General features: G+C 69.9%; 15 protein-coding genes. 8 read left to right on the top strand and 7 right to left on the bottom strand.

Features of this window, described 5'->3' with window-relative positions; translation table 11 throughout:
• Positions 1-84 precede the first annotated feature (84 nt).
• Complete coding sequence (locus ACZ6DT_RS23315) at positions 85-1,038, bottom strand: hypothetical protein (protein WP_465599159.1); 954 nt, start codon at positions 1,036-1,038, stop codon at positions 85-87.
• 230 nt (positions 1,039-1,268) lie between these two features.
• Between ACZ6DT_RS23315 and ACZ6DT_RS23310 the strand changes: the two genes are divergently transcribed.
• The 6 genes from ACZ6DT_RS23310 (at position 1,269) to ACZ6DT_RS23285 (ending at position 5,521) form a co-directional block, all read left to right on the top strand.
• Positions 1,269-1,610, top strand: coding sequence for a WXG100 family type VII secretion target (locus ACZ6DT_RS23310; protein ID WP_073848466.1), 342 nt, complete (start codon positions 1,269-1,271; stop codon positions 1,608-1,610).
• Between the two features lie 21 nt (positions 1,611-1,631).
• Positions 1,632-1,934, top strand: a complete 303-nt coding sequence (locus ACZ6DT_RS23305; RefSeq protein ID WP_005155348.1) for a hypothetical protein — start codon at positions 1,632-1,634, stop codon at positions 1,932-1,934.
• A 110-nt stretch (positions 1,935-2,044) separates the two neighbouring features.
• On the top strand, positions 2,045-2,449 hold the full coding sequence (locus ACZ6DT_RS23300) for a hypothetical protein (RefSeq protein ID WP_465598796.1): 405 nt from the start codon (positions 2,045-2,047) through the stop codon (positions 2,447-2,449).
• Positions 2,446-3,756: a WXG100 family type VII secretion target gene (locus tag ACZ6DT_RS23295; protein ID WP_465598794.1), complete on the top strand. Its 1,311-nt coding sequence runs from the start codon at positions 2,446-2,448 to the stop codon at positions 3,754-3,756. Before ACZ6DT_RS23300 ends, ACZ6DT_RS23295 begins: the two co-directional genes overlap by 4 nt.
• 30 nt (positions 3,757-3,786) lie before the next feature.
• Complete coding sequence (locus tag ACZ6DT_RS23290; protein ID WP_465598792.1) at positions 3,787-5,133, top strand: alpha/beta hydrolase; 1,347 nt, start codon at positions 3,787-3,789, stop codon at positions 5,131-5,133.
• Positions 5,134-5,143: 10 nt separating this feature from the next.
• Positions 5,144-5,521 (top strand): hypothetical protein, encoded by a 378-nt coding sequence (locus ACZ6DT_RS23285; RefSeq protein WP_465598790.1) that lies wholly within the window; start codon positions 5,144-5,146, stop codon positions 5,519-5,521.
• A gap of 63 nt (positions 5,522-5,584) precedes the next feature.
• On the opposite strand, the gene ACZ6DT_RS23280 is transcribed toward ACZ6DT_RS23285, so the two are convergent.
• The 4 genes from ACZ6DT_RS23280 to nadA all read right to left on the bottom strand — a co-directional run bounded on the left by ACZ6DT_RS23280 (position 5,585) and on the right by nadA (position 10,411).
• Complete coding sequence (locus ACZ6DT_RS23280) at positions 5,585-6,754, bottom strand: S8 family serine peptidase (protein WP_465598789.1); 1,170 nt, start codon at positions 6,752-6,754, stop codon at positions 5,585-5,587.
• A gap of 107 nt (positions 6,755-6,861) precedes the next feature.
• Entirely contained in the window at positions 6,862-7,752 is an 891-nt protein-coding gene (nadC, locus tag ACZ6DT_RS23275; RefSeq protein WP_465598788.1) for a carboxylating nicotinate-nucleotide diphosphorylase, read from the bottom strand.
• Positions 7,749-9,404 (bottom strand): L-aspartate oxidase, encoded by a 1,656-nt coding sequence (locus ACZ6DT_RS23270; protein ID WP_465598787.1) that lies wholly within the window; start codon positions 9,402-9,404, stop codon positions 7,749-7,751. Before ACZ6DT_RS23270 ends, nadC begins: the two co-directional genes overlap by 4 nt.
• Positions 9,401-10,411, bottom strand: coding sequence for a quinolinate synthase NadA (gene nadA, locus ACZ6DT_RS23265; RefSeq protein WP_465598786.1), 1,011 nt, complete (start codon positions 10,409-10,411; stop codon positions 9,401-9,403). The genes ACZ6DT_RS23270 and nadA overlap by 4 nt, the downstream gene beginning before the upstream one ends.
• A gap of 115 nt (positions 10,412-10,526) precedes the next feature.
• Here nadA and ACZ6DT_RS23260 point away from each other — a divergent pair, with 115 nt between their 5' ends.
• Positions 10,527-11,162 carry an NUDIX hydrolase gene (locus tag ACZ6DT_RS23260; RefSeq protein WP_465598785.1) on the top strand — a complete coding sequence of 212 codons (636 nt, stop codon included), beginning with the start codon at positions 10,527-10,529 and terminating at the stop codon, positions 11,160-11,162.
• Between the two features lie 40 nt (positions 11,163-11,202).
• Entirely contained in the window at positions 11,203-11,919 is a 717-nt protein-coding gene (locus ACZ6DT_RS23255; RefSeq protein ID WP_465598784.1) for an LON peptidase substrate-binding domain-containing protein, read from the top strand.
• Positions 11,920-11,997: 78 nt separating this feature from the next.
• On the opposite strand, the gene ACZ6DT_RS23250 is transcribed toward ACZ6DT_RS23255, so the two are convergent.
• Together ACZ6DT_RS23250 and ACZ6DT_RS23245 are read right to left on the bottom strand one after the other, a co-directional pair.
• Positions 11,998-13,056 (bottom strand): M48 family metallopeptidase, encoded by a 1,059-nt coding sequence (locus ACZ6DT_RS23250; RefSeq protein WP_465598783.1) that lies wholly within the window; start codon positions 13,054-13,056, stop codon positions 11,998-12,000.
• Between the two features lie 46 nt (positions 13,057-13,102).
• Positions 13,103-13,708 carry a DUF2567 domain-containing protein gene (locus ACZ6DT_RS23245; protein ID WP_465598782.1) on the bottom strand — a complete coding sequence of 202 codons (606 nt, stop codon included), beginning with the start codon at positions 13,706-13,708 and terminating at the stop codon, positions 13,103-13,105.
• Between the last annotated feature and the right edge of the window lie 172 nt (positions 13,709-13,880).

Below are 13,880 nucleotides of genomic sequence, written 5' to 3'. Positions count from 1 at the left end.
GTGCACGCATACCCCCTTCATCACCCGGAAACTATCCGATCCCGAAGGAAGTCCCGAGTGGATTTCGCGAAGGCACGGCGAAGATCACGTCAGCTGATGCATCGGCCGCCTCGCCCGGAGCGAAAGCGCCGAACCGGCGGCCACGACGGCGATGATCCCGGCGCCCGCGACCAGGGTCCAGAAATCCGGGTGCACGATGGACTGCCCGCGCTGGGCCTGCCAGGTGAGCAGTACCAGCAGCCCCGCGAAGCCCATCGAAGCGGTCCGGACCAGATTCCGCCGCACGAATTCCGATTCGAGCACCGGATACCGCCTGGCGAGCTTGAGCAGCCCGAAAGCGAGCAACGGCAGCACCTGGATCGCGTGGATGCCGAAGAAATGCGGGATCCGCATGTCCCCGCCCACCGTGCTCCAGCCCAGCACCGGCAACCCCGGGCCGCCGTCTGGCACGCCGACCGCGTGGGCACCGACGATCGACGGCCGTTCGCGGGAGCGGAACTGGGCCATCTGCTGTTCGTTCGGCCCGAACATCAGCAGCGCGATCCCGATGCCGGCGACGGACAACGCGGCGCCCGCGCGCAACGCGGAGTTCATCGCCCGGTCGGGAAGACGTTGGAACAGCAGGAGAACCGCGATGGCCGCCGTCGCTCCCCAGCCGGTGAAGGCGCCGTTCGCGACCATGTTGTTGATCCACTGGTCGGCCGGGGTCGCCTGGTTGAAGTGGAGTGTCCGGCCGCGGACGATGATCTGCCAGAACAGCAGCGCCATGTCCAGGCCGAGGCCGACCGCGAACACCGTCCCGAGCCACCACCCGAGCCGCTTGCCCCGGGTGAGCTGCCCGATCAGCCAGGCCAGCGTCACCGCGTAGAGCCCCACGGAAATCGTGAACTTGAGCGGTTTGAGCCAGATGGGCGCGTTGACGAGGCTGCGATCGTCGAGGACGAGACCGCCGAGCGCGATCACCCCGAGCACCGCCATCGCCGCCGCCAAGATCATCAACGGCCGATGCGGTACCGTCCTGGAACCCTTGTCCACCATGGATTCGAGGGTGCCGGGACGCTCCGATCCGGACACTGGAGCACTCCCCCTGTTCGAAGGTGGGGAAGGCCCTACCAACGACCTGTGGGTAATAGTGCCGTCACCGCGACCGGCAGTTGTGCCGTTTGACCGGACTCCCCTGTTTTCTAGCGTGTCCTTCACAAGAGCAGACAGGGCGTCCCCTGGTGCTCACCGGGATTTCCAGCGAGATGAGAGGAGGTGGCCCATCAATGACCGGTACGGGATATCAGGCAGACGCAGCTGCGATGGCGCGCGCCGTCCAGGGGTTCGAGGAAACCGCGTCGAACGCCAAGACCACGATGGCCAGCTTGGAGAGCGAGCTGACCCAGACCCTGCACAACTACAAGGGTGACCAGGCGGTCGCGTTCTGGGACCTGCAGCGTCGTCTGCAGGAGAAGATGACCATCGCCGTGAACGAACTCAACACGATGTCGCGCCTCGTGCACGAGAGCAACCGGAACTACAACTCGGGTGACGAGCAGGTCCGGGAAAGCCTGACCGGGGTCAGCGGAACCGTCGACCAGACCGTGATCCACCGGCTCAACCCCTGATCCGCGAGAGGACCACCCATCATGGCTGACGTCGTCGAAATCAACTTCGCCGCGCTGCAGCACAGCTCGGCCTCGCTGGCCGCCAAGGCCAAGGCGCTCACGTCCCAGCTCGAACAGCTGCACACGAACCTGCAGCCGATCACCCAGACCTGGTACGCCTCCGGCAGCTCCGCCGGTGAGGCGGCCCGTGCGTCCGAAACCCGCCTGCGCCAGGCCACCGCGGACATCGTGGCGATCATCGCGCAGTTCGGTGGCAAGGTCGGCGACGCCCACGATCTCCAGCACAGCCTGGAGAACCGCAACCAGGGCCTGTTCGCCGGCTGATCCCCATCCGTCGGCCGGCCGGTGCTTTCACCCCCCTCGGCACCGGCCGGCCGGCTTTGCGCGTTGTCGTCCCCTTGTCGGCGTGGCCGTTCACGAGAGAGCCGGGATCAATGCAAGACCAGTCGTACTACGTCCATCTGGAATCACTGAAGGACTTCGTGCGGGAACTGGAGACCCAGATCCACGCGATGTCCAAGCCGAACGACTTCCTGCTGACCCTGAGCGAACAGCCGCTGCTGTTCGGCGAGTTCGGGGAGGCGGGTTCACTCACCAAGGCGCACCAGGCGGCCGTCGCCGAGATGCAGGGGCTGCTGGACCAGGTCAAGGGTGCGATCACCTTCGCACAGGACGTCACCACGACCGTCGCCGACGGCTACGCGGCGGCCGACGATTCGGTGGCGGGCGACATGAACCACTCGAGCAGGCAGACCGGGTTGCTCGATCCGCTGCTCAACGTCCTCGGGGGCGTGCTGGGTGGTAACAGCGGCTCGAACGGCGGGGGGAACAAGGGATGACCGAGACCGCGCACACGAACTTCGCCGCGTACTCGCACCAGCAGCTCTACGCGATGCTGCAGGCGGGCGACCCCAACACGGCGCGTCACGCCGCCCACAAATGGCAGGCCTGCGGTTCCGGCCTGTTCGAACAGGCCGGGAACCTGACCGGTGAGCTGAAGGACTTCTCCGGCAGCTGGTCCGGTGGCGCCGCCGACAAGTACCACACGATGATCACCGACCTGGTCGGCGGAATCCGCAAGGTCGCCCAGACCGCGCACGCGATGAACAACCTCCTCGAGGACGCGGCGGACGCGCTGGTGAAGGCCAAGAAGGAGATGCCGCCGCCGGTCGCGGTGCCCGACGTCGCCCCCGCCGACGTCGCGCTGGCCGTCAATCCGCCGTTGCTGCCGCCGGATTCGTCGGAGGCGACGATCATCAACGCGGCACAGCAACGGCAGCAGGCCATCGCGAACGTCGAAGCGCAGCAGCAGGCAGCGAGCGCGGCCAGCGCGGCGCACAGCAAGGCGATCGTGGTGATGACCCAGCTCGCGGGCGAGTACTCGACGGTGGAAGAGTCCATTCCTGCCTCCCCGAACGCCGTCACTCCGCCTCCGGCCGCCGGTGGCGGCACCGCCCCGGGTGGCTCGGTCGGCAACAACATCGGCGGAACGCCCGGTGTGGGTGTCCTGCCGGGCGACAACACGCATCCGCTGCCTTCGGACGGCTCCACGCCACCCACCACCGGGCAGCCTGGTCAGGTCCCCAAATCGAATCCGTTGTTCGGCGACATGTTCACCGCCGGTCTCGCCGCGGCCTCGGCCGCCGCGTTCGGCCGGTTCGGTTCGATCATGCCGCGGGTGCCGGCCTGGGCCAACGGCAAGAACCCCAAAGACCAGAAGAAGGACGGCGAGATCGTCGGCGGCGGCGGCGCCGGTGGGGCGGGCGCGACCGCGGGCGGTGCCGGTGGTGGCATCCCGATCGGCGGTGGCGGCGCGCCTTCACTGGACGCCGGCGCGATCGGTGCCGGCGGCGGCGGATTCTCCGGGCCCGGCGAGGCACCGGCCGCGTTCTCCGGTCTCGCGGGCGACGGCGGCTCGGGCAGCGCGATGAGCGGGCTCGCGGGCGGAGCAGCCGGTGCCGCGGGCGCGGCGGCGGCCAAGGGCGCGATGCCGATGATGCCCATGATGCCGATGGGCATGGGCGCGGGCGGCGACATGGGGTCCGGCCGGCGCATCCCGCCGTGGCTCGTGGAGACCGAGAACGTCTGGGGTCAGTCGTCGCCGGTCGCTCCCGCCGTGCTCGGCGAAGAACCCGAACAGTACTGATCTTTTCCGACCAGGAGAGGCGGCTCGGTGATGGCATCCAGTGCGGGCGGTTACCGAGTCGCCCCCGCCAGGCTCGAAGCGGCGGCGGCGGAACTCGAACAGCGCGCCGGCGTCCTCAAGACCGCACAGACCGCGCTGGCCGGTGAGAACGTCCCCGCCACCGCGTTCGGCCAGGTTTCGGCCTCCGGCGCGGCATCGGCGACGTACACCAAGACGATCAAGGACGTCGCGGGCAAACTCGACGGCCAGATCACCAAGGCGACGGTGATCCAGCAAGGACTCACCTCCGCGGCGGGCGGTTACCGGCGCGCCGACGTCCAGGTCGCCGCTTCGTACCGGGCGTTGATGCCGGAGAACCCGTTGCCCAAGGCCGGAAATCCGGCGGGCGTCGGAGGCGCGGCCGACACCGGATCCTGGGCCACCGCGATCGCGGAGAACCGCACGAAGGTCACCGACGCGCTGACCTCCGAACGAGAGCGGCTCGCGAACCTCCTGGCACACGGCGGAAAAGCCGACGACATCGCGAACGCGCGCACCCGGATCGCGCTGTATGAGGACATCCTCGCCAACGATCGGCAGATCCTGCGGTTCGATCCGCGCGAGCTCGGGCGGATCGCCGAACTGGTCGGCCGGATCGAACCGGGCACCCGCAACGTCGGGTTGTTCGTCCCCGGCGTCCACACCTCGTTCGACAACTTCCAGAGCTACGCCGACTTCGGCAAGAGCCTCGTCGCCGCGGACGCCACCGGACGGACCGCGATGGTGGTCTGGGCCGACGGGGTCTTCCCCCAGAACGTCATCACCGAAGGACCTGCCGCGCATTACGCGCAGACGATGGCGCCCGAGCTCAAACGTTTCGGCGATGAGCTGCGCGGCCAGATCGACAGCCACGCCGGCCCGGGTGTCGTGGTCACCGCCGTCGGGCACAGCTACGGCGGCGCGACGGTGGGGCTCGCGGAGCAGCTCGGCCTCAAGGCCGATCAGGTGCTGCACGTCGAATCCGCGGGTATGGGCCACGGGATCTGGGGTCCGGACGACCTCCCGGCGGGCCAGGCCGGTGTACAGCGATACTCCATGACGGCCCCCTTCGACCCGATCGTGGTCGCGCAAGGCAACGCGGGTCTCTTCGAATGGCTCGGCGCCGGGCACGGAGCGGACCCCGACCGCTTCCCCGGCGTCGTCGAACTGGAAACCGGCCGCGACGCGAACGCCGGCCTGCAGTGGGGCTTCGATTCCCACAGCGGCGTGCTCAAGCCGGGTTCCGATTCGTGGAACAACATCTACGGTGTGCTCACCGGCGGCGCGGTCACGCACGAGGGCTTCACCGGCGGCTCGCTGCGCGAGATGGCCATCGAGGGCGTCGGACGAGGCTTGTGAAGGGTTCATCATGATCACCAGGAACACCGCGCTCGACCCGCTGGCCGAGGACCTGACAGCGGTCATCGACGGCGTCGCGGGCACTTTCGGCACCGCCGCGGAGCGCACCGTGGAAGGCGAACTGGACTGCGACCCGACTCAGCCGGGCCGGTCGCTCTGCTGGCAGTACGGTCTCCGCGTGGACGACGCGTCCGACGCGGTCCGAAAGCTCGTCGAAGTCGTCCTTCCCCTGCTGGAAAGCCAGGGCTGGCGGACACGCGACCGCAGCAACCCGCGTGAGCTGATCGCGCAGTTCAGCCGCGACGGCGCCGACTTCAACGTGCATGTCTCCCGCGTCGGCGACGGCGTGGCCATCGTGGGCTCGACGGCCTGCGTGCCCGTCCCCTAAAGCCAAGGGGGTCGCGAAAGACCTCGTGAGCGGCGGCGGAGTCCCCCAGTACACCGCTGCCGCTCACGAGGCGCGGAACCGTGAAGGCTTCCAGCCCCGGCGTTTGCCCCGCCGGACCGCGGCCACCACCACGCCCGCCGCGACGGCGGCGGCCACCCCGGCGATGGCGAGCACACCGGACACCTTGTCCGCGTTGGCCCGGACGGGCGCGGCGGCGGGAACGACGAACTCGTCCGGAGCGACGCTCGGCGGTCCCCCCGGACCGGGTGTACCGGCCGGGATCGAGGCGGAAACGGCGGCGTAGGCGTCGATCGCGCCCCAGCCGCGCCGGGGATCGTGCCCGCCGGTCGGACCGCGGTGCGCGGTCAGCGTCAGCCGGGCGACGACCTGTTCCGGCGACAGCCCGGGGTGATACGCGCGCACGAGCGCGGCGACGCCCGCGACCTGCGCGGCGGCCAGGCTCGGGTCGCTCACCGGCCATCGGTGCGCCACCGTCCCGCCGGCGCCGGCGGAGGTACTGACCAGTTCGGCGCCGGGGGCGGAAATCCCCACATAGGAACCGGATTCCGACTGCACCGCTTCACCGGTCTGGTTGGTCGACCCCACGGCGAGCACGCCCGGTGTCGCGGTCGGGTAGGACGTCTGACCCTGCTGTGTCCCCGCGGCGGGAGAGATGATCAGCGCGCCCTTCTCCCTGGCGCGTGAGACTGCGCCGGTCAGCGTGGGACCGTCGGACGCGGCCGGGACGGCGATCAGGATGATCCCGGCGCCGCGGTTCAGCGCGGTTTCGATGGCGGACGCGAGCTGGCCGGGATCGCCGCCGCCGTTCACCTGCGTGTAGCGGATCGGCAGGAGCTTGGCGCCGGGCGCGATCCCGGTGAACGTCGTGGACGGATCCGGTTGCGCGCCGACGATCCCGGCGGCGATCGTGCCCCGGCCGTCGCAGTCGTCGGTCGTGGTGCCCTGGCCACCGACGAGCTGACCGGGTGCGAACTGGCCGTTGCCGCCGTCGACCCCGGTGCCGATCACCGCGACCAGCTGGCCGGTGCCGCGCGACAGCGGCCAGATCCGCACGGGGTCGATCAGCCGCTGTCCCCACGGAACGGCGGCGGTGTAGGTGCCCGTCGGGTTCGCGCACTGCTCGGCGACCGCCGTCGCCGGGACTCCGGCGCCGAGCGATGCCATGAAAGCAACGCAGCCCGCGACGGCAGTTTTACCGGCAAAGCCCACCATTCCTCCAGAATTCCCTTGTCACACAAGGGAATTCTAGTGCTCTAGTGGTTACCATCGGAAGTTCTCCCCGGGGTATTCGGGAGAACTTCCGATGGTGACCACTCACGTCAGCGCAGGTCCATCCCGAGGTCGAGCGCGGGTGAGGAATGGGTGAGCGCGCCGACGGCGAGGAAGTCCACACCGGACTCCGCGTACGCCCGCGCCACGTCCAGCCGCAAGCCGCCCGAGGATTCCAGGCGGGTCTTCGGTGAAACCTCGTCGCGCCTGTCGACGGCCTTCGCGCATTCCTCGGGCGTGAAGTTGTCCAGCAGCACCTCGTCGGCGCCCGCGGCGAGCGCTTCCTCCAGTTGGCCGAGGTCGTCGACCTCGACCTCGCAGTGCAGTTCGGGCGCGTGCTCGCGGGCGGCGGCGAGCGCCGCGGTCACCGAACCGGCGGCGACCACGTGGTTGTCCTTGATCAGCACGGCGTCACCGAGGCCGAACCGGTGGTTCACCCCGCCGCCCGCGCGGACCGCGTACTTTTCCAGCAACCGCAGGCCAGGGAGGGTCTTACGCGAATCCCTGACCCGGCAATCGGTTCCCTCCACGGCGCTCACCCAGGCGGCGGTCGCGGTGGCGATGCCGGACAGGTGGCACAGCAGGTTCAGCGCGGTGCGTTCGGCGGTGAGCAGGCCGCGCACCGGACCGCGCAGGACCAGCGCGGGTTCGCCGGCGATCAACCGGTCGCCGTCGTCGCGGGCGGCCAGGATCTCCAGGCCCGAACCGAGCACGACGTCGAACACCGCCAGCGCCACCGGGATCCCGGCGACCACCCCGGCCGTCCTCGGCGTGAGCTCGGCCAGCGCGGTCGCGGATTCGGGCACGGTGGCGTTCGTCGTCGCGTCGGGCCCGTACCGCAGATCCTCGGCCAAGGCCGTGGTGACGACACGGTGCACATCGGGGACGTCGAGACCGTGATCGGCCAGTGCCTTGGTGACCCACGGGGAGAATTCGCTCATGCCACACCCTCCAAAGCGATCGGATCGGCCAGTACCGGCTGCCCTGAGGGGCTGAGCCGGATGAGCTGGCCGCGTTGCCAGACGATGTCGTCGCGTTCGGGGAAATCGGTCCGCACGTGGCAGCCGCGTGACTCCGTCCGGCGCGCGGCCGCCGCGACCAGTGCCTCCGCCACCAAGGTGAGCGCCGCGTCCTCCACGATCCGAGGTGTCCACAAAGGACTCTCGATCACCGAAAGATCCAGCACCGAACCGACGACCGAAAGGCCTTCGGCGTCCCGGCCGATCGCGGCGTAGCGGCTCATCGCGCGCTGCAGCGCGTCGCGGCCGGCCACCGCGACTTTCGCCGGAGGCACGAGCACGCCTCGGCGCGGGTCGGCCAGCAAGCCGGCGGCGAGATCGATGGAGACCGCCTCCGCCACCCGCTGTCCGACGACGAGTCCTTCGAGCAGACTGTTGGAGGCCAGCCGATTCGCGCCGTGCAGGCCGGTCCTCGCGACCTCGCCCGCCGCGTAGAGACCGCGGACCCCGGAACGTCCGTCCACAGTGGTCACCACACCACCACAGGAGAAATGTGCCGCCGGAGTGACCGGGATCGGATCCTTCGCCGGGTCCAACCCGATCGCCGCGCACGCCGCGTGCACGGTCGGGAAACGCTTGGCGAAACCGGAGATCCCTGTCGCGTCAAGGAAGACGTGATCGTCGATGCCCCCGGGCGCCTGCATCATCCGGCGCGTGATCGCCGCCGACACGACGTCACGGGGCGCGAGATCACCGAGCGGATGCACCCCGCGCATGACCGAAGCACCCGTCGCGTCGTGCAGGGTCGCGCCCTCGCCGCGCACCGCCTCGGTGACCAGCGGGAGGCGGCCGCGCGCACCGGGCGTGAACAGGACCGTGGGGTGGAACTGGACGAACTCGACGTCCGCGACCTGCGCTCCCGCGCGCAACGCGAGCGCGAGCCCGTCCCCCGTGGCGATCTCCGGATTCGACGTCGCCTGGTAGAGCTGCCCCAGCCCGCCGCTGGCCAGCAGCACCGCCCGCGCCCGGACGACGCCGGGCACACCGTTGTGGTCCAGGACGGTCACGCCGACGACCTCGCCCGCGGGCGTGCGGATCGCGTCGACGGCGATGTGGTGCTCCAGTACCGGGATTCGCCGGTCACCGGTCTTCGCGACCAGCGTCCGCTCGACCTCCGCGCCGGTCGCGTCACCACCGGCGTGGATGACGCGGAACGCGCTGTGCCCGCCTTCCCGCGTACGCGCCAGTTCGTCACGACCGTCGACGGCCGGGTCGAAGCGGGCGCCCTCCGCCCGCAACCTGGCCACGGCGGCCGGTCCGCCGGCGATGATCGAGCGGACGGCGTCCTCGTCACAGAGCCCGGCGCCCGCGGTGAGCGTGTCCGCGGCGTGCTCGCCGACCGAGTCGCCTCGCTCGTGCTCACCCTCCAGCACGACCGCGATCCCGCCTTGTGCCCAGCGGGTGTTCCCGTCGGAGACCGCCGCCTTGGTGACCACCAGGACGTGCAGTCCGAGCTCCCGCGCGCGCAGTGCGGCGGTGAGCCCGGCGACCCCGCTGCCGATCACCACGAGATCGGCAGCGGCCTCCCACGCCGGGTGGGTTTTCGCCTCAAAGGCGGTAACCGGGTCGGTCATTCTCCGCCGCCAGGCTGCCCGATCTCGATCATGCGCCGCACGGAGGCGCGGGCACGGGCGGCGGTCTCGAGGTCGACGTGAACTTCGTCGGCACCCTCGCGCAGCGACCGCAGCAGGGCGGCCGGCGTGATCATCTTCATGTACCGGCAGGACGCCCGGTCGTTCACCGCGCGGAAGTCGATCTCCGGCGCGGCCTTGCGCAGCTGGTGGATCATCCCGATCTCGGTGGCGACGAGCACCGACTTCGCCTTGGTGTCCCGGGCGGCGTGGACCATGTCGCCGGTCGAGAGGATCTTGACCCGCTCGGGGGCGACGGCCCCCTCGCCCGCCAGGTACAGCGCCGAGGTCGCGCAGCCGCATTCCGGGTGGATGAACAGGTCGGCGTCCGGATTCTCCGAGGCCCGCTCGGCCAGCTCCGCGCCGTTGATCCCGGCGTGCACATGGCACTCCCCGGCCCAGATGCGCATGTTCTCCCGGCCGGTCACCCGCTTGACGTGCGCGCCGAGGAACTGGTCCGGCAGGAACAGCACCTCCTGGTCAGCGGGGATGGAGGCGACCACGTCGACGGCGTTCGACGAAGTGCAGCAGATGTCGGTCTCCGCCTTGACCTCGGCCGTGGTGTTCACGTAGGACACGACGACCGCGCCGGGGTGCTCGGCCTTCCAGGCACGCAGCTGGTCGCCGGTGATCGAGTCCGCGAGTGAACAGCCCGCCCGCGCGTCCGGGATCAGGACCGTTTTCTCGGGCGCCAGGATCTTCGCCGTCTCCGCCATGAAGTGCACGCCGCAGAAGACGATGGTGGACGCGTCGCTGCTCGCCGCGATGCGGCTGAGCGCGAGGGAATCGCCGGTGAAATCGGCGATGTCCTGGATCTCGGGGACCTGGTAGTTGTGCGCGAGCAGGACGGCGTCGCGTTTGCGGGCGAGGCTCCGCACTTCCTCCGCCCAAGCTGCGTCGGCGACAACGCCGCCGTACGGGGTCAGGTCGTTCTGCAGGGTGCTCGTCATCGTTCTGGCCCTCCTGGACCTTTCTCCGGTTTTCGCCTTATAATCGAAAACCGTGCGAAGTCATCTTAACACCCAGACCCCCCTCGCCCACGAGGTCTTGGGAGCGGTCTTGCAAGTGCGCTCGGACACACTCCGGGTCCTGCTCTGGCGGCGCGCGCTCGATCCGCATCTGGGCCGCTGGTCTCTTCCCGGCGGGAGGCTTCGCCCGGATGAAGACGTCGAGGCGTCCATCCGGCGGCAGCTCGCGGAGAAGGTCGACGTACGCCAGTTGAAGCATGTGGAGCAATTGGCGGTGTTCAGCGCGCCGGACCGGGTGCCGGGCCCGCGCGTCGTCGCGACGGCGTTCCTCGGCCTCGTCCCGTCCGATGTGGACCCCGAGATCCCGGAAGACACCGCGTGGCACGACGTCTCCGCGCTGCCGCGGACGGCGTTCGACCACGAATCCATCGCGCTGCGCGCGCGGGACCGGCTGCGCTCGAAGCTCTGCTACACCAATCTCGGGTTCGCGCTCGCCCCGGAAGAGTTCACCGTATCGGCGTTGCGGGGGCTGTACTCGGCTGCGCTGGGTTACCGGGTGTCCGCGACGAACCTGCAGCGTGTGCTGTCCCGGCGCGGACTGCTCCTGCCCACCGGGCGCACCGCCCCGCCGGGGCGCAGCGGCGGCCGTCCGGCGGCGCTCTTCTCCTTCGCGGGCAAGGGGATGCAGATCACCGACCCGTTCGCCGTGTTCCGCCCGCCCGCCCGGAAGTGACCGTCCTGCGAAGTCCTCGCGGTCCCCGTACCTTGAACGGGTGACCGAGCCGAGCGAGGAGTCCACCGGGAAGGCGATTTTGCCGCTGTTCCCGCTACAGACCGTGCTTCTGCCCGGAACACACCTCCCCTTGCACATCTTCGAGCCGCGGTACCGGCAGCTGATGTCCGACCTCGTCGGCGAGGTCGTCCCGGACCGCGAGTTCGGGGTCATCGCCCTGCGTTCGGCGATGGTCAGGGAGGTCAGCGGGCCCGAGCACGTCCACGAAGTCGGCTGCAGCACGGTGCTGCGCGAGGCGAAGCGGCTGCCGGACGGCAGATTCGACGTCGTCACCACCGCGCGGCGCCGGTTCCGGCTGCTCGAGATCGACCGCGTTTCCGCGCCGTACCTGATCGGCTCGGTGGAGTGGGTGCCCGACGACCGGGTCGCCTCGGTGCCCGGCGGCACCGTGAACAGGCTCGCCGACGTCGCGAAGGCCGCGCACCGGCGCTACTGCGAATCCGCCTGGGACGCCGACGACTGGACCACCCCGCCCGAGGACAGCGACATCGCGGCCCTCGCCTACCGGCTCACCGCGGACTGCCTCCTCCCGCTGGAGGACCGGCAGCGCCTGCTGGAGGAGACCAATCCGCTGCGGCGGCTGCGGATCGCGTGCCGGCTGCTGACGCGGGAGGCCGGGTTCCTCAGCACCCTCGGCGCCGTCCCGATGCCGCCCGGGGAACTCGGCGAATTCACGCGCCCCTCGAACCTGAACTGAGCCCCCTCGCGTGCCATGAACGGTCCGTTCCTTGCAAATTTTGCAAGGAACGGACCGTTCATGGCACGCGTGACCCCACTACTTACCGGACTCCGGCGCCGAATCCTCGTCCGCGCCGTTGCCCCCGCCGAACTTGCTCCACACCTTGCCCGCCGCTCCGGACACCGCTTCACCGACGTCGCTGAACACCTTCGTCAGCGGATCGGCCGAGCTGTTCCAGGAGTCCTTGTACGACTTCGCGGCCGACTTCAGGTCGTCGGTCCAGTTGGACGACGGCGCGTCCTCGTCGCGGCGCGGGTACTCGCCGGCCAAGATCGCCCGGTAGTCCTCCGACGCGGCCCACTTCTGCAGTTGCGCGGCGCGTACGACGGCCAGCGGATGCGACATCGTCTCGACGTAACGCAGCTTCAGGTAGCTGTCGCGGATGTCCTCGACCGACTCGTATTCCGCCGCCTGTCGCAGGAACGCCGGGATGTCGATCTTCGACGGGTCGATCCCGCCCGCGACCAGGAGCTGCGAGCGCAGCGCCGCCGTCGGGTCCTGCGAGCACAGCAGCCCGGCGCGGTCGCAGGACAGTTCGGCCTTGCGGTACCACTCGCGCAGCGCGGCGATGACGACGCGGATGCCGATCGCGCTCACCGGCGTCCACGACATCGACATCTGCAGGCCGATCAGCCGGATCATGATCGTGCGGTACACCGCGTGCCCGGACAGCACGTGCCCCATCTCGTGCCCGATCACGAACCGCAGCGACGCGAGGTCCATCGCCTCGACGGCCGCGGTGTTGAGCACGATGAACGGCTCGTCCATACCGATCGTCTGCGCGTTGACCTCGGGGCTGCGGGCGACGAACAGGTTGGGCACGCGGTCGAGGTCGAGTGTCTCGGCGCATTCGTTGCGCAGCTTGTCCAGCTCCGGGTATTGCGTCGGCCCGACCCGGATCGCGGACGCGAGCGCCATGAGCCGCTCGCCGCGTTCGGCGTAGAAACCGGAAACCGCCTTCACGACCTGCGCGAATCCGGGAACCGCGCGCAGTGTGGCCAGTGCGCCGCGGTCGACGGGGTGTTCGTAGGCGCGCGGGCTGATGCCCGGGAAGCGGACGGCGTTGTGCCGGGATACCTCGATGTCGTCGGTCAAGAGAGAGCCCCCTAGAGAAGTTGCCGCCCACCCTAGAGGAAATTCGTCAGCCGAGGCGGCGGCCCAGGTCTTCCCGGCCGTTCCACGCGGTCAGCAGGGTGTAGGCCAACGTGGTCATCAGCGGCGCGGCGAGCATGATCCACGGGGATTCGATCTGCGGCGCCTTCGTGATGACGTCGCCGACGGCGGGCGTCGAGGCGATCTCGTAACGCCCGTTGGCGAACGCGACACCCATCGTCGTCCCCAGCCAGCCCGCGAGGGCCGCGCCGCCGGTCGCGGCGATCAGCACCACCGGACCGCGGCGCTCCCGCAGCATCCAGGTCACGATACCGATCAGCAGCCCGGCGCCGAGCGCGAGAAAACCGTAGATGGCGAGGTCGTCGAAGCGGTGCCAGCTCTCCAGTTCCAGTGGAGCGAGGCCGCCGCGGTCGTCGATCACCCGCATCCGCTGGGGTGGCGCGAGCCGCGACCACAGCCAGGCCAGCGGGAAGCCGAGCAGGCCTGCCGTGGACAGGACGCTGACCGCCGGAAGCAGATCGGCCTTGACGACGACCTTGGGGAACGGGCGGCGCGGCCTCGGCAGCACGGGCACCGACCAGGGGTCGGACACGCTGGAAGACAGGTGCGCCGGTTTACCGGTCGTCTCGCCCAACCCCGGACTCCTCCCTCGAGCTGCTTGTGCAGAGCGTAACCAATGACGCCCCCAGCGCACGCGCCTCCACCGCGTTTTGGTCCCTGGGGGGGGGGGGGGTGGGGGTGAACAACACAACCGAAGGGAGAGAAACGGGGAGGCAGAATGGGAGGGGGACATGCGGGGGTTACCG

It is taken from the genome of Amycolatopsis sp. NPDC041971 (assembly GCF_055588925.1).
This window is presented reverse-complemented; position numbering and strand designations above follow the sequence as displayed.

Excerpts from the sequence above, each read along its gene's own strand:
- ACZ6DT_RS23315 (WP_465599159.1), bottom strand. The coding sequence starts at position 1,038 with ATGGTGGACAAGGGTTCCAGGACGGTACCGCATCGGCCGTTGATGATC.
- ACZ6DT_RS23310 (WP_073848466.1), top strand. The coding sequence starts at position 1,269 with ATGACCGGTACGGGATATCAGGCAGACGCAGCTGCGATGGCGCGCGCC.
- ACZ6DT_RS23305 (WP_005155348.1), top strand. The coding sequence starts at position 1,632 with ATGGCTGACGTCGTCGAAATCAACTTCGCCGCGCTGCAGCACAGCTCG.
- ACZ6DT_RS23300 (WP_465598796.1), top strand. The coding sequence starts at position 2,045 with ATGCAAGACCAGTCGTACTACGTCCATCTGGAATCACTGAAGGACTTC.
- ACZ6DT_RS23295 (WP_465598794.1), top strand. The coding sequence starts at position 2,446 with ATGACCGAGACCGCGCACACGAACTTCGCCGCGTACTCGCACCAGCAG.
- ACZ6DT_RS23290 (WP_465598792.1), top strand. The coding sequence starts at position 3,787 with ATGGCATCCAGTGCGGGCGGTTACCGAGTCGCCCCCGCCAGGCTCGAA.
- ACZ6DT_RS23285 (WP_465598790.1), top strand. The coding sequence starts at position 5,144 with ATGATCACCAGGAACACCGCGCTCGACCCGCTGGCCGAGGACCTGACA.
- ACZ6DT_RS23280 (WP_465598789.1), bottom strand. The coding sequence starts at position 6,754 with ATGGTGGGCTTTGCCGGTAAAACTGCCGTCGCGGGCTGCGTTGCTTTC.
- nadC (WP_465598788.1), bottom strand. The coding sequence starts at position 7,752 with ATGAGCGAATTCTCCCCGTGGGTCACCAAGGCACTGGCCGATCACGGT.
- ACZ6DT_RS23270 (WP_465598787.1), bottom strand. The coding sequence starts at position 9,404 with ATGACCGACCCGGTTACCGCCTTTGAGGCGAAAACCCACCCGGCGTGG.
- nadA (WP_465598786.1), bottom strand. The coding sequence starts at position 10,411 with ATGACGAGCACCCTGCAGAACGACCTGACCCCGTACGGCGGCGTTGTC.